10 protein-coding genes and 1 other annotated feature are annotated in these 15166 nt (G+C 36.4%); of the genes, 9 read left to right on the top strand and 1 reads right to left on the bottom strand.

What is annotated here, in order from left to right:
* The first annotated feature begins 168 nt into the window (after positions 1-168).
* The 4 genes from I586_RS05330 to cydC are packed head-to-tail and all read left to right on the top strand — an operon-like array spanning position 169 to position 6096.
* Positions 169-1587 (top strand): cytochrome ubiquinol oxidase subunit I, encoded by a 1419-nt coding sequence (locus tag I586_RS05330; protein WP_010764186.1) that lies wholly within the window; start codon positions 169-171, stop codon positions 1585-1587.
* A complete protein-coding gene (cydB, locus tag I586_RS05325) occupies positions 1584-2609 on the top strand; it encodes a cytochrome d ubiquinol oxidase subunit II (protein WP_010764187.1) in 1026 nt (341 codons plus the stop codon). The genes I586_RS05330 and cydB overlap by 4 nt, the downstream gene beginning before the upstream one ends.
* Complete coding sequence (gene cydD / locus I586_RS05320) at positions 2606-4336, top strand: thiol reductant ABC exporter subunit CydD (RefSeq protein ID WP_010764188.1); 1731 nt, start codon at positions 2606-2608, stop codon at positions 4334-4336. Before cydB ends, cydD begins: the two co-directional genes overlap by 4 nt.
* Positions 4333-6096 (top strand): thiol reductant ABC exporter subunit CydC, encoded by a 1764-nt coding sequence (gene cydC / locus I586_RS05315; protein WP_139242667.1) that lies wholly within the window; start codon positions 4333-4335, stop codon positions 6094-6096. Before cydD ends, cydC begins: the two co-directional genes overlap by 4 nt.
* A gap of 192 nt (positions 6097-6288) precedes the next feature.
* Here cydC and I586_RS05310 read toward each other — a convergent pair whose 3' ends face one another.
* Positions 6289-7269, bottom strand: coding sequence for a polyprenyl synthetase family protein (locus I586_RS05310; protein ID WP_010764190.1), 981 nt, complete (start codon positions 7267-7269; stop codon positions 6289-6291).
* A gap of 118 nt (positions 7270-7387) precedes the next feature.
* On the opposite strand from I586_RS05310, the gene I586_RS05305 reads away from it, so the two are divergent.
* The 5 genes from I586_RS05305 (at position 7388) to I586_RS05285 (ending at position 14667) form a co-directional block, all read left to right on the top strand.
* Positions 7388-8293, top strand: a complete 906-nt coding sequence (locus I586_RS05305) for a prenyltransferase (protein ID WP_010764191.1) — start codon at positions 7388-7390, stop codon at positions 8291-8293.
* Between the two features lie 31 nt (positions 8294-8324).
* On the top strand, positions 8325-9536 hold the full coding sequence (locus I586_RS05300) for an NAD(P)/FAD-dependent oxidoreductase (protein WP_010764192.1): 1212 nt from the start codon (positions 8325-8327) through the stop codon (positions 9534-9536).
* 14 nt (positions 9537-9550) lie between these two features.
* Positions 9551-9757 (top strand) — a binding site (T-box leader).
* A 70-nt stretch (positions 9758-9827) separates the two neighbouring features.
* Positions 9828-11216: a Na+/H+ antiporter NhaC gene (gene nhaC, locus I586_RS05295; protein WP_010764193.1), complete on the top strand. Its 1389-nt coding sequence runs from the start codon at positions 9828-9830 to the stop codon at positions 11214-11216.
* A gap of 110 nt (positions 11217-11326) precedes the next feature.
* Complete coding sequence (locus I586_RS05290) at positions 11327-13702, top strand: DNA translocase FtsK (RefSeq protein ID WP_010764194.1); 2376 nt, start codon at positions 11327-11329, stop codon at positions 13700-13702.
* Between the two features lie 263 nt (positions 13703-13965).
* Complete coding sequence (locus tag I586_RS05285; protein WP_010764195.1) at positions 13966-14667, top strand: GntR family transcriptional regulator; 702 nt, start codon at positions 13966-13968, stop codon at positions 14665-14667.
* The last annotated feature ends 499 nt before the right edge of the window (positions 14668-15166 follow it).

The raw sequence follows: 15166 nt of genomic DNA, 5'->3' as shown, positions 1-15166 counted from the left end.
TCTAAATTTAATAAAAAGAGTTTTCACATATATAATGTAATTAGGTTTATTTTATTCTGGGTTTTGATTCATTTTGGCAGCACCAACCAACTGTGCAAATGAATAATTATTTTGAATGAAATCAGCTTATTCTTTTTGTGGAAACAGTAAAAACAAGGGGGATTATTGATGTTTGATATTGTAACATTAGCAAGATTCCAATTTGCAATGACGACAGTCTTTCATTACTTCTTCGTACCGTTTTCAATAGGATTAGCACTTGTAGTCGCAGTCATGGAAACAATGTATGTTGTAAAAAAAGATGAACGTTATCGCAAAATGGCGAAGTTTTGGGGCAACATTTTTCTATTAAGTTTTGCAGTCGGAGTTGTAACAGGAATTATTCAAGAATTTCAGTTCGGAATGAACTGGTCAGATTATTCACGCTTTGTTGGAGATATTTTTGGTGCTCCACTGGCAATTGAAGCGTTACTTGCATTCTTTTTAGAATCAACATTCTTAGGTTTATGGATCTTTACTTGGGATAAAGTAAATCCTAAACTGCATTTAACATTTATTTGGTTGGTTGTATTTGGTTCAATGATGTCGGCTTTTTGGATTTTAGCTGCAAACAGCTTTATGCAACATCCAGTGGGCTATACATTAAACAATGGTCGTGCAGAATTGATCGACTTTGGTGCAGTTATTGGTAATCCAAAAGTTTGGTATGAATTTACCCATGTTCTGTCTGGGGCTATTGTGATGGGTGGAATGATCGTTGCAGGTCTTGCTGCGTTCCAAATTTTGAAAAAACGTGATATGAATTTCCATAAAGTATCTATGCGCATTGGGTTATGGATTGCTTTATTTGGTTCACTATCTGTTTTATTTACAGGTGACTTACAAATGAAAGCTTTGATCAATGATCAACCAATGAAATTTGCTGCAATGGAAGGGGATTACGAAGATTCTGGTGATCCTGCTGCGTGGACATTGATTGCATGGGCGGATGAAGCCCAACATAAACAAGTATTTGGGATTCAAATTCCTTATATGTTGAGTATTCTTTCTTATAATAGTTTATCTGGTTCCGTTGATGGAATGGAAACCGTGAATGAACGCTTGAAAGAACAATATGGGGATGATAAAAATTATTATCCACCTGTTAACACATTATTCTGGAGTTTTAGAGTGATGGCTGGTTTTGGTGCGTTGATGCTTCTTGTTTCAGCATTAGGATTATTCTTTACGCGTAAGAAAAAACCTTCACTTTATGAAAAACGCTGGATGGTTTGGATCGTTGCATTGTGTACATTTGCACCATTCTTAGCAAATACAACAGGTTGGTTGATCACTGAACTTGGTCGTTATCCTTGGACTGTTTATGGTCTATTCACGATTGAAGATAGTGTGTCACCGAACGTATCAGTCGCTTCACTATTAACATCGAATATTATTTACTTCATTCTTTTTGCTGGTCTAGGCTCAGTAATGGTTTACTTGATTACTGTAGAACTTAAAAAAGGCCCAGATTATGAAGAAAAGAAATTAGCAGAGGCGAACTCTACTGATGTAGATCCATTTGATAAGGAGGTCTTTGGCGAATGAGTACGTTGCAATTACTTTGGTTTGTACTAATTGGTATTTTATTCTCAGGCTTCTTCTTCTTAGAAGGTTTTGACTTTGGCGTGGGTATGTCGGTTCAAACGTTAGCGCATGATGAAGAAGAAAAAGAACAAATCATCCAAACGATTGGACCGGTTTGGGATGGTAATGAGGTATGGTTATTAACAGCAGGTGGGGCGATGTTTGCATCTTTCCCATACTGGTATGCTTCATTATTTAGTGGGTTTTACTTGATTTTATTTATCATTTTAGTTGGTTTGATCATTCGCGGAGTGTCATTTGAATTCCGTCACCGTATGCCAGATGGCAAACGTCGTAGAATGTGGAACTGGACATTATCGATCGGTAGTTTTATTGTCCCATTTTTCTTTGGTGTTTTATTCATTGATTTAGTTCAAGGGATGCCAATTGATGTGAATGGAAATGTGATGGCGTCATTTACAGATTATATTAATGTATTTTCTGTTGTTGGTGGGGTTGCATTGACATTATTATGCTACTTGCATGGGTTAAATTATATTACGTTGAAAACAGAAGGTCCAGTGAGAGAAAGAGCGCGTAACTACGCTTCATTCTTCTATTGGGTTTTATATATTGGCTTAGTAGTTTTTGCAGCGTTGTTGTATTTCAAAACAGATTTCTTTGATAATCACTTCGTTGTGACTTTATTATTGGTAGTTGGAATCGTTGTAATGACAGTTGTTGCCAATGTTAGTGTCTTTAAGAAAAAAGAAATGTTGGCTTTTATCGCGAGTGGGTTGACATTGATTCTTTTAGTTGCGTTATTATTTAGCGGATTATTCCCACGTGTTATGATCGGTAGTGAGGGGTATTATGATATCTTGATCAAAGATGCTTCTAGTTCTCCGTATACACTGAAAACAATGACTTGGTTGTCATTAACGATTTTACCATTTGTATTAGCATATACAAGTTGGTCTTATTATGTCTTTAGAAAACGTATCAAGCATCCAGCAATCGCTGCTGCGGGGTATGAAGGATGATTGATAAAGCCATCTTAAAAATGCCAAAAATCAAAAATATCATGATCTTGCTTGCAGGTTTTTCTTTCCTGCAAGCAGTATTTATTATAGGACAAGCATTTTATTTATCTAAAGCCGTTGTTGGGTTATGGGAAGGTGGTCAGTTAAGTGACCAGCTGTTGAATATTTTGGTGTTCTTTTTGTTTTATACTGGTAGACATGTGGTGACATATCTTCGTGAGAAAATGTTGGATACCTTTAGTTATGATCGTTCTCGTGAATTAAGAGAATCGTTGTTACAAAAAGTTTTCCGATTAGGCCCAACTGTTGTTCAAAAGAATGGAACTGGGAATATGATCACGATGGCGCTTGAAGGAATCAGTCAGGCAGAAAATTATCTTCATTTAATCTTAATGAAAATCATGAATATGATGATTATTCCATGGATCATTTTGATTTTTGTATTCACCTTAGATATTCGTTCTGGAATTGTTTTACTGGTTGTTTTTCCAATGATTATTATTTTTATGATTATTTTAGGTTATGCAGCGCAAAGTAAAGCGGACAAACAATACAAAGCCTTTCAAATTTTATCGAATCACTTTATTGATTCATTACGAGGATTAGATACTTTGAAACTATTTGGATTGAGTAAAAAATACGCAGGCAGTATTTATAATACGAGTGAACGTTTTAGAGAAGCAACAATGAGTACATTAAAGATCGCGATTTTATCCACATTTGCCCTAGACTTCTTTACAACATTGTCTGTAGCTGTTGTGGCAGTGTTTCTGGGATTAAGCTTGTTGGAAGGCGGAATTTTATTATTTCCTGCGTTGACAACATTGATTTTAGCACCCGAGTTCTTTTTACCTGTTCGTGATTTTGCGAGTGATTATCATGCGACATTGGATGGTAAAAATTCATTTCAGGCGATTCAAGCAGTATTGGATTTACCAGAAATGACTGAAACAGAGCGTCTGTCATTAGGCGAATGGACAGCGCTTAGTACATTATCAGTAGAGAAATTAACGTTCCAATATGAAGAAGCAACACAATCTGCTTTAACTGATTTGGATTTTGCTGCAAAAGGCTACCAAAAAATCGGGATCATTGGTGCCAGTGGTTCTGGTAAATCAACATTGATCAACGTACTAAGTGGATTTTTAGAGCCAGATGCTAAAGCGACAAAAATTGAAGTGGATGGGCAATTGATTCCGCATTTTCTGCAAAAAGAGTGGCAGAAGCAAGTTTTGTATATTCCGCAATCTCCCTATATTTTCCAAGATACATTAGCAAACAATGTTCGTTTCTATACTCCTGATGCTACAGAGGAACAAGTATTAGCTGCTGTTCAGTTGGTAGGATTAGAAACGCTTGTAGCAGAGCTTTCAGAGGGGTTAAACACGGTGATCGGTGAAAGTGGGAGAATGTTAAGCGGTGGGCAAGCACAGCGTGTGGCGCTTGCTAGAGCCTTTTTAGATCAAGAACGCCGAGTTCTGCTATTTGATGAACCGACGGCACACTTAGATATCGAAACAGAAGTAGAATTAAAAGAAAGAATGTTGCCATTAATGGATGATCATCTTGTCTTTTTTGCCACGCATCGATTACATTGGATGACAGAGATGGATTATATTTTAGTAATGGATAAAGGGCAACTGGTTGAAGCAGGAACCTTAGCTGAATTGACCGAAAAAAATGGTTACTATGTGAAATTAGTCAATCAAATGAGGGGGACAGAATAATGGAAAATACCCCAACAAATAAAGAATTATACGAAAAAGATCAATGGGTCAAACCCTTTTTGAAAAAGTATAAAGGGCTGTTGTATCTAGCCTTGTTTTTAGGTTTTTTAACGTTTTTCAGTGCGGGAGCATTGATGTTCAACTCAGGTTATTTAATTAGTCGAGCGGCATCATTGCCAGAGAATATTTTGATGATCTATATTCCAATTGTCTTAACACGTGCCTTTGGGATCAGTCGTCCAGTTTTTCGTTATATTGAACGTTTAGTTAGTCATAACTGGGTGTTGAAAATGACGTCTGACTTGCGTTTGAAGCTTTATATGGTGTTAGAAAAAGATGCGATTTTCTTTAAATCAAACTATCAAACTGGAGATATTTTAGGGTTGTTATCAGAAGATATCAATCATTTACAGAATTTATATTTACGCACGATTTTCCCAACCGTGATTGCTTGGTTGTTGTATATTTTTATTATTATTGGACTTGGTTTGTTCTCATGGTGGTTTGGCTTATGTATGCTGTTGATGTTAGGCGTGGTTATTTTTCTATTACCTTTGATCTCAGTTTTAGTTAATGGTGCCAGACAAGAGAAGCAAAAAGTCTCTAAAAATGAATTATACAAAACACTTACTGATAATATTTTAGGTGTTTCTGACTGGGTATTCAGTCAACGGGGACAAGAGTTTGTTCATTCCTATGAAGTGGAAGAAGCGAAATTACGTCAGTTAGATGAACAAATCAAACGGTTTAATCGTTTCCGTGATTTTGTACTACAAGTAGCGTTTGGCGTGATCACTATTGCGATTTTGGCTTGGACTAGTGTTCGTTTTCCTGGGAATCATGGTGGTGCGGCAAACTGGATCGCAGCATTTACCTTAACTGTTTTTCCGTTGATCGATGCTTTTGCACCGCTACCCGATGCAGCACAAGAAACAAATATTTATAAAGATTCTATCAAACGGTTGAATGATTTGCCTGAACCTGAAGAAACAAAAGCAGCACCGACAGCATTAACAATCACAGATACAGAAATTAAAATCAGTGATATGACGTTTTCATATGCTGGAACGACTAAAAAGGTGTTAAATAAGTTGAATTTGACGATTCATTCAAAAGAAAAGTTAGCAATTTTAGGCCGTAGTGGATCTGGGAAAAGTACTTTAGCAACACTGATTCGTGGGGATTTACGACCAGTTGAAGGATCGATTACATTGGGTGGAATCCCAACATCTGAGTTTGGGGATCAAATCACGAATTCAATCGGTGTGATTCATCAAGCGCCGTATCTTTTTAGAACGACAATTCTAAATAATGTTCGAATCGGACGTGAAGATGCCTCTGAAGAAGAGGTTTGGCAAGTATTGGATAAAGTTGGGCTAAAAGAAATGATCGAAAATCTGCCAGAGGGACTGTTAACGATGGTGGATGAAGCTGGTTTACGTTTTTCTGGTGGTGAGCGTCATCGTTTAGCGTTAGCGCGTATTTTGCTACAAGATACGCCAATCGTTTTATTGGATGAACCAACAACAGGTTTGGACCCAATCACAGAACAACAACTACTGGATACTTTTTTTGAAACACTTGAAGACAAAACGATTATCTGGATTACCCATCATCTACAAGGCGTTCATATGATGGATCGAGTGATTTTTATTGAAGATGGTCAACTGGAGATGAGCGGTTCGCCAGAAGAATTGTTACAGACAAACCGTCATTATCAACAGCTTTATGCCATTGATCGAGGAATGAATAAAAGTTGAGTGGTTGACGAAAGTATCGAGGCTTAGCTAAAATAAAAAAGATGAGGCTGAGACATAACTCTACGAGTCATATCTCAGCCTCAAGAAATCCAAATAAACAGTGGAGCAGTAGTTGCTGTTACACAGTACTTATTAGGTTCTTGGAGTTAAACATGTCTGTCCTAGCCTCGATCTTTTAAACGAAATAGATCATTAATAGGACCGTTGTAGCAACAATTCTGTCAATAAGGTCAATTGTTCTTTACCTAAACAATCAGGTAATTTTTCAATATCAGTCAATGCTTTTTGTGTCACGCGTTTTGCAAAGGCTTTTGCATCGTTGACACCATCTAGTTCATGAACCATTTTTGCTGTTTCAGTAGCTTGTGCATCTGTGATGTCAGCACCTTTTTCTAAATAGGTTGAAAAGCGAGCTGGTGCTTTTTGCATCGCAAGAATCAACGGGAGTGTGTAGACACCTTGAGCTAAATCTTCTAAGACAGGTTTCTTCAATGTTTTGACATCTGCTGTATAGTCAAGGATGTCATCATAGACTTGAAAGGCAATTCCGATATGTCGCCCAATCCGAGTTGCTAAGCGCTGTACCTCAGTAGAGGCGCCGCCAAAATGAGCACCCTCTAAGCAACTTAATGAGAACAATTCAGCAGTTTTACCATTAACACTGCGCAAGTAATCAAAAATGGTCATGTCTTTTTTATAACGGGTGTGCATTTGATCTAACTCACCAAGGAGCAATCGTTTCATCGCTGAAGCATTTTTATGTAAAAAATCAGATCCATTCATCGTATCAGCAAGTAATTCGAAGAACTCTGTAAATAATAAGTCTCCAGTGTAAACAGCAATATCTTTGCCATAGCGAGCTTGAATCGTTGTTGTTCCTCGACGAAGAGGAGAATCATCAATGATATCATCATGGACAAGTGTCGCCATATGCAAGATTTCGATGGAAGCGGCGATCTTGATCAATTGTTCATGCTCTTGTTTTTGTTCATCACCAATTTGAGCAAATAAAAAAAAGAAGGCAGGACGCAATAGTTTGCCACCTGAATAAGTCAGTTCGATCAACGCAGTTTCAATTTCTTTATTACGTATTTTAACTTGGTGCTTGATCAGTTCACAAGTTTCATTTAATTGTTGTTGGATAATAGGAAATTCTTTCCAAAAATCATTCATAACCAATATTCCTTTCAATAATTCAATACTATTGATTGTATACGATGTTGGTGATGAAATACAAGTAAATTATTCTGTGAGCATAAAACTAAATTTTGTAAGGAGAGAAGAGTATACTTTGAATAGAGAAGTATTTTTTGAATTAGTAGAACTAAAAGCGAAGACAGCCAGTGTTTTACCCTTTCTTTTGGGAATTTGCTTCAGTTGGTATCATTATGGAAGTTTACATCTAGGTTATGTCCTTATTTATTTTATTGCAATGTTTATTTTCAACATGGCTGTTGATATTTTAGATAACTACAATGATTACCATCATGCAAAAGAGGGGCATGATTACAAAGAAAAAACCAATATTATCGGACGAGAAAGCTTATCTCTTACAGTAATTCGTCGTTGGATCATTTGGATGATCGTGATTTCTGCTTTGATGGGGATTGGCTTATCTATGATTGTTGGCTGGCCGTTATTGTGGCTGGGATTATATTGTTATTTGATTGGCATTTTTTATTCTTCGGGTCCTAAACCATTATCAAGCTTACCGTTAGGTGAAGTGTTCTCAGGTTTTACGATGGGGTTTATGATCATGTTGATTTGTGTTTATATCAATACATTTGATTCTTTTCAATGGACATGGGGAAATCTTGGCAGTATTTTCTTAGTATCGCTACCTAACACATGTTTGATTGCCAATTTAATGTTGGCAAATAATATTTGTGATTTAGAAGAAGACGAAATGAATCATCGCTTTACCTTAGTTCATTATCTCGGAAAAAGAGCATCAATTAGTCTGTTTGTTGGACTGATAGTGATTGCTTTTGCATCAATCATTTTAAGTGTTGTACTGGGGTTAGTACCAGTTACAATGCTGCTTACACTTTTGGTTTTACCATTTGTTTTTAAACAAACGAAGTTATTTTTAAACGAACAGGTTAAAACCAAAACATTTATCTGCGCTGTTAAAATTTTAGCAGTCGGAGCATTTGCACAAGTTGTATTTTTTGCCATAGGATTGTGGCTTAAATAATAAAATAAAAAGGTTAAGAGGGGATTTTAACATGAGTAAGCACGTCGTTATTTTAGGCGCTGGCTATGCCGGATTAAGAGCATTACACGAATTACAAAAAGGTGCTAATGACTTGAAAATCACATTAGTCGATCAAAATGATTATCATTTTGAAGCAACGGATATCCATGAAGTTGCAGCGGGAATTCAAACATCAGAAAGAATCACATATCCGATCAAGGATGTAGTGAAATCATCTTGCACAACGTTTGTACAAGGAACTGTAGAGAAAATCGATAGTGAAAATCAGTTAGTTCATTTAAAAGATCAAGAAGCGATTTCGTATGATTATTTGATCGTAGCACTAGGCTATGAATCAGAATCATTTGGTATTCCTGGTGTTGAAGAGTTCTCATTAAAAATGGTAGACATTCCAACATCAGAAAAAGTCTATCAGCATTTAACTGAGCAAATGGAAGCTTATAAAGAAACCAAAGACGAAAATTGTCTGAAAATCGTTGTCTGTGGTGCTGGTTTTACAGGTATCGAATTATTAGGATCATTGCATGAAGGAAAGAAAAAACTAGCTGAAATTGCTGGTGTTGAAACTGAAAAAATCCAATTATATTGCGTTGAAGCAGTAACTCGCTTATTACCAATGTTTAGTGAAAAACTTGGTGGCTATGGTATTGATCATTTGAAAAAATGGGGTGTTGATTTCTTAGTTGGAAAACCAATCAAAGAAATCAAACAAGATACAGTTGTCTATTTAGATAATCAAGAAACCAATGAAATGAACGAATTAAACGCGAAAACAATTATTTGGACAACAGGCGTTAGTGGTAGCCATGTAGTTGGTGACTCAGGCTTTTCAGCGAAACGCGGTCGTGTAATGGTTCAAGCTGACTTAACGGATGCAGAGCACAGTAATGTTTATATTATTGGCGATTGTTCGGCTGTAATGGATAAAGAATCAAACAGACCTTATCCAACAACTGCCCAAATTTCACTTAAAATGGGTGAACATGCTGGTAAAAATATCAAAGCACAATTAAAAGGGGAACCAACAAAAGAGTTCACTTTTAAATCATTAGGTTCTGTAGCTTCTATAGGAAACAGTCATGCCTTTGGTGTGGTTGGAAAAATGGAAGTCAAAGGCTACCCTGCTTCATTTATTAAAAAAGCAATCATGGATCGCTCTTTATTTGAAACAGGTGGTGTGAAAGAAGTTTTAGCTAAAGGTCGTTTTGACTTTTATCGTTAAACTGACGAATAATAATAAGCGCTATGAAAGATTCTAAGTAGAGAATTGTTTTGAAATGACAGAAAGTCAACGGCAGATGGAAGTTGACCAAAACAATTACTCGAATTACAAATCTGGAGTGCAATGTGAAATTCGGGTAAGATCCGTTACCATCTTTTGAGAGGGAATTATCATATAATTCCAATTCTGGGTGGTACCGCGTGTAGTTATACGTCCCTGACAGTCTATTTCTGATTGTCAGGGATTTTTTGTGTTCTAGCATAAAATTTATAAAAAGAATGAGGAAATTAAATGAAGAGAGAATTAAGTGTAAAAGAAGCATTAGTTGTATTTTTGGCCTTATTATTGATTATTAGTGTTTGTGTGATCGGTGTTGGGATGAGCCCTATTTTTCCCGTATTATGTGCGTTAGGATTATTGATTGGCTGGAGTAAATGGCGGGGAGCTTCTTGGGATAAAATTCATGAAGGCATCATCGAAGGGGTGAAAACCGGGATAATACCAATGGTTATTTTTATCTTGATTGGTGCTTTGATTGCTGTTTGGATCGCAAGTGGTGTGATTCCAACGATGATGTATGCAGGTTTTTCTGTTATTAGTATCAGTATTTTTTTACCATCTGCTTTTGTAAGTTGCGCAGTTGTAGGGATTTCGATTGGAAGTGCCTTTACAACTGTTTCCACAATTGGTTTGGCTTTGATGGGTATGGGTATCTCAATGGGATTTAACTCTGCCATCTTAGCAGGGGCAATCATTTCTGGTGCTGTTTTCGGGGATAAAATGTCGCCATTGTCAGACACAACTAATTTAGCGTCAGCTGTGGCTGGTTCAGATTTATTTAAACATATTAGAAATATGATGTGGACGACAGTCCCAGCTTTTATACTTTCCTTTATCTTATATGCAGTCATTGGCTTTCAAACGAAAATTGAACAGACTAACTTGGAAACAAAGCAATTTTTAGAAGTATTACAAAGTAATTTTGCGATTAGTTGGTGGGCAGTTTTGCCTATCTTATTACTTGTTGTATGTTCAATCAAACGAGTCCCAGCAATTGCGTCTTTATTAGTAACTATTCTAGTTTCTAGTGTGATGTATATGTTTCAGACGAAAAATGTGGACTTAAAACAATTAAGTACGATTTTGGAAAATGGTTTTGTTTCTGACACAGGGATGAAACAAATCGACGATTTATTGACTAGAGGCGGTATCCAAAGTATGATGTGGTCAGTTTCGTTGATCCTTTTAACCCTATCACTAGGTGGCCTGTTGATGAAGATGGATGTAATCACTGTTTTGATGGCACCCCTTGCGCATAAATTAAAATCAACGGGTAGTTTAGTTGCTGCGACTGTCTTTAGTGGCGCTTTGGCTAATCTGATGATTGGAGAACAATACTTGTCCATTATTCTACCAGGACGTGCTTTCAAAGAAAGCTATGATAAAGCAGGACTAGCACCAGAAGTTCTTTCTAGAGCGTTAGAAGACTCAGGAACCGTCCTAAATTCATTGATTCCGTGGGGGGTAAGTGGTGTATTCATGGCAAGTACGTTGCAAGTTTCTACGTTAGACTATGCGCCATTTAGTTTTTTCATATTATTATGTCCGATATTATCAATAGTATCAGGAATAACAGGCATTGGAATTCGTAGAACGTCGCCAAGTGAAGCAATTGACTAACGAATAAGTTTGGAGGCAATTGATTAAAATTTTAAGAGAAACAATGGGGGTACTTTTGTTCGGCCCGTTTTTTAGGTATAATGGATACTGATTGAAAAGAGGGATGTTATATGGCACAAAAACGGAAAAGTGCAAAAAAGAAAAAGACAAAGAAACAACAACAACAGCAAGAACATCTTAATTTCATTTTTCTCGGTATCTTTTTTATCTTCTTTGGATTATTTGGACTATTAAAATTAGGATTTCTTGGCACCTTGATTGCCAATGGTTTACGTGTCGTTATCGGTAATACATTTTCTATAGCGGCGGTTTTATTAATGCTTTATGGGCTGTCTCTAGTTATCTTTGGAAAAGACTTTCCTATAAAAAAAGTTCGCCCGATGATCGGCGTCTTATTTATCTACCTAGGTATTTTGCTCTTTTTACATGCCTACATGTTTCGTAATGTTGGGACACAAACACCAGATATTATGGGAACGACATGGGAGTTTCTTAGAATGGATTTAAAGGCAAGTACTGTGACTCAAAATGTTGGGGGCGGAATGATTGGAGCAGGACTTTACAGCCTCACGTTCTTTTTAGTGGCTCAATTGGGTAGTTATTTGATTGCAGTTTTACTTATGGTAATAGGTGTCTTCTTGATTAGTATGCTTGATTTCCAACAAGTGATGAACGGTTTACAGGTGGTTCGTGAAAAACTTGGTAGCTTAACAGCTAAAAGTGAAGAACGACAAACACAAAGAGAAGCTAAACGTGCAGAAAAACGCGCAGCTAAAGAAGCAAAAATAGAACAAATGGCTCAAGAACGGTTGAGAAACGACGTAAGAGAATTGACGCCAGGAGAAAAATTAGCACAAGAAGCACGTGCTCAAGTCGAAAAAAATGAACAAGAACCTGAGCAGTTAACACTTGTGCCAATCGATAGCTTCCAAAGTCAGACAGAAGCACAAACTCTTCAACAAAAAGTAGTAGCTGAAACAGAAACAGAGGATGAAGGTGGCGAATTAGACTTTGAAATTTCAGAAGAAGCAGAAGATCGTGACTATGAATTACCGCCTTCAACCTTATTAGATTCTATTCCTTCTGCTGACCAAAGTGGAGAATACCAAAAAATCGAAAAAAACATTGGTGTTTTAGAGCAAACCTTTAAAAGTTTCGGTGTTGATGCAAAAGTAGTGAAAGCAAGTCTAGGACCAGCCGTAACGAAATTTGAAATTCAACCAGCAGTAGGAGTGAAAGTGAGCAAAGTTGTTAGCTTAACAGATGACATTGCATTAGCATTAGCTGCTAAAGATGTCCGAATGGAAGCCCCAATTCCAGGCAAATCATTGATTGGGATCGAGGTGCCAAATAGTACGGTTAGCACTGTTTCCTTTAGAGATATTATTGAGGCAGCACCAAGCCATCCAGATAAATTATTAGAAGTACCGCTAGGACGAGATATTTCTGGAATGGTTCAGTCTGCTGATTTGGCTAAGATGCCTCACTTATTGATTGCTGGATCGACAGGTAGTGGGAAGTCGGTTGCAATCAACGGAATTATTTCCAGTATTTTGATGAGAGCGAAGCCTCATGAAGTGAAATTAATGATGATCGATCCAAAAATGGTCGAATTAAATGTCTATAACGGGATTCCGCATCTATTGACGCCTGTTGTAACAAACCCACGAAAAGCAGCACAAGCATTGCAAAAGGTTGTACAGGAAATGGAATTTCGTTATGAAAAATTTGCTGCAACGGGTGTTCGTAATATTTCTGGCTACAATGAATTAGTGATTCAAAAGAATCTAGAGGATGGAGAAAACCGTCCAATCTTACCATTTATTGTGGTGATCGTAGATGAGTTAGCCGATTTGATGATGGTGGCAAGTAATGAAGTAGAAGACGCGATTATTCGTCTAGCACAAATGGCACGTGCTGCGGGAATCCACATGATCTTAGCTACACAACGTCCTAGTGTGGATGTTATCACTGGGATCATTAAAGCTAACGTTCCTTCAAGAATGGCTTTTGCTGTCTCAAGTGGAACGGATTCACGGACGATCATCGATAGTAATGGAGCAGAAAAACTTTTAGGTCGTGGTGATATGCTATTCTTGCCAATGGGAGAAAATAAGCCGATTCGTGTACAGGGAGCGTTCATTTCAGATCATGAGGTAGAGCGTATCGTCTCTTTTGTAACAGAACAACAAGAAGCAGATTATCAAGAAAATATGATGCCGACAGAAGAGGAAACAACAGGAAACAGTAACGAAGCCTCACAAGATGAATTATATGAAGAAGCAAAAGCTTTAGTTGTAGAAATGCAAACAGCAAGTATTTCATTACTACAAAGACGCTTTAGAATCGGTTACAATCGTGCAGCTCGTTTAGTGGATGAATTAGAAGAACATGGCGTTATTGGTCCTTCAGAAGGCAGTAAACCAAGAAAAGTATTTCTTGAGCCGATACCAGATGACGCACCGATAGATCATGGAACTGAATAAGATCGATAAAGTGAAAAGAGGTTGGGATAAAAACACCCAGCCTCTTTTTTATTATGATATAACAAGCTAGTTGTATAAAATGTCTCTGTTTATAGGACGGATTTAAAGCTGTTTTCCATCATTAGAATCTTTTGAATAATGTACGAAATATGTTTGAAGGTTGAATAAAATCATAAATACGATTAAAATTAGAGTAATTTAAATGAACAACGAATAACGTGAAATGATAAACTAAATTTAGAAATATGAGGAGAGCTAATAATATGAGAAGAAAAAGCGTATTATATTTAGATGTTGCTGAGCAAATCAAATCAGATATAATGAATGGTACATATCCTGTAGGCTCACTATTGCCTACAGAAGCAGAACTCGAGCAATTATTTGATGTGAGCAAGATCACTGTTCGCCGAGCAATTGAATTATTGTCATCAGAAGAATTAGTGGAGAAAAAAAGTGGTAAAGGAACTACTGTTTTGAGTAACCGTCCGTACAATAAACTGTCAAAAGCAGGCACATTTACAGAGTATTTAAATAATTCAGGACAAAAAGTAGCGAAGAAAATTTTGAAGTTAGAAACGGTTACCTTAGTCTCAGGCTCTGCCGTTTACTCTTGTCTTGGTGAAAAAGCTGTCAAAGTTTCACGTTTATATATATTAGATGACCAACCATACATTTATTTTAATTACTATCTACCTATGACGTTGGAAGATGTTCCGTTAGCAGATTTTGAACAGGAATCATTATATCGTTTAATGGATCAGCATGGAATTGAAATTATGAAGTTTGAAGATAGCTTTCAAACTGTTGAACTGACTGCTGAACAACAACAAATTCTAACTACTTCTGAAAAAAATGGACTAAAACGAATTCGTAAATCGGTTGACCTATCTGGTAAAATCGTTGAGTTTTCAGAAGCCATCTATAATACAAGTCTTTACCCGTACGTTATTGAGTATGAAGCATAGAATGGTCAAGTTTCAAGGAAACCTAGAACGATTTAACTAAATTACCGCGTGAACCTCATTAAAAATAAGAGCACTTTGTCAAATTGATTTTTGATAAAGTGCTCTTATTTACGTATCCTTCATTGACCAATCGTTAATCAAGAAGTAAAAGATCTCTATTTTAAAGCGAACGAGAATAAGTCAAAAAATAAACCGATAATTCTGATTGTTTAAGATTAGAATTATTGGTTCATTAATGGTCTTTTTTTATCTAAAAGTATGCAAAACGTTACTGTATGGTATAGTTAAAAAAGGGTGAATCTATTCTTAATAACTTGAATAAAACACATACACATTTCATTTAGTTATAAATATATAGATTTCTTGTTTCAGTAATTTCTGCTAATTTGTTATTTTATTTCCGTTAAATAAAATAAAAAAGATATGTTTATTTAAATAAACATATCTTTGTGTAATTAAATAATTACGTTTCATATTTTTACTTAAAACATGAAATCTC

Origin of the sequence: Enterococcus moraviensis ATCC BAA-383 (assembly GCF_000407445.1) — a bacterium.
Classification (GTDB): Bacteria; Bacillota; Bacilli; order Lactobacillales; family Enterococcaceae; genus Enterococcus_L; species Enterococcus_L moraviensis.
The sequence above is the reverse complement of the archived record's forward strand: the minus strand, read 5'-3'. Positions and strand labels throughout refer to the sequence as shown.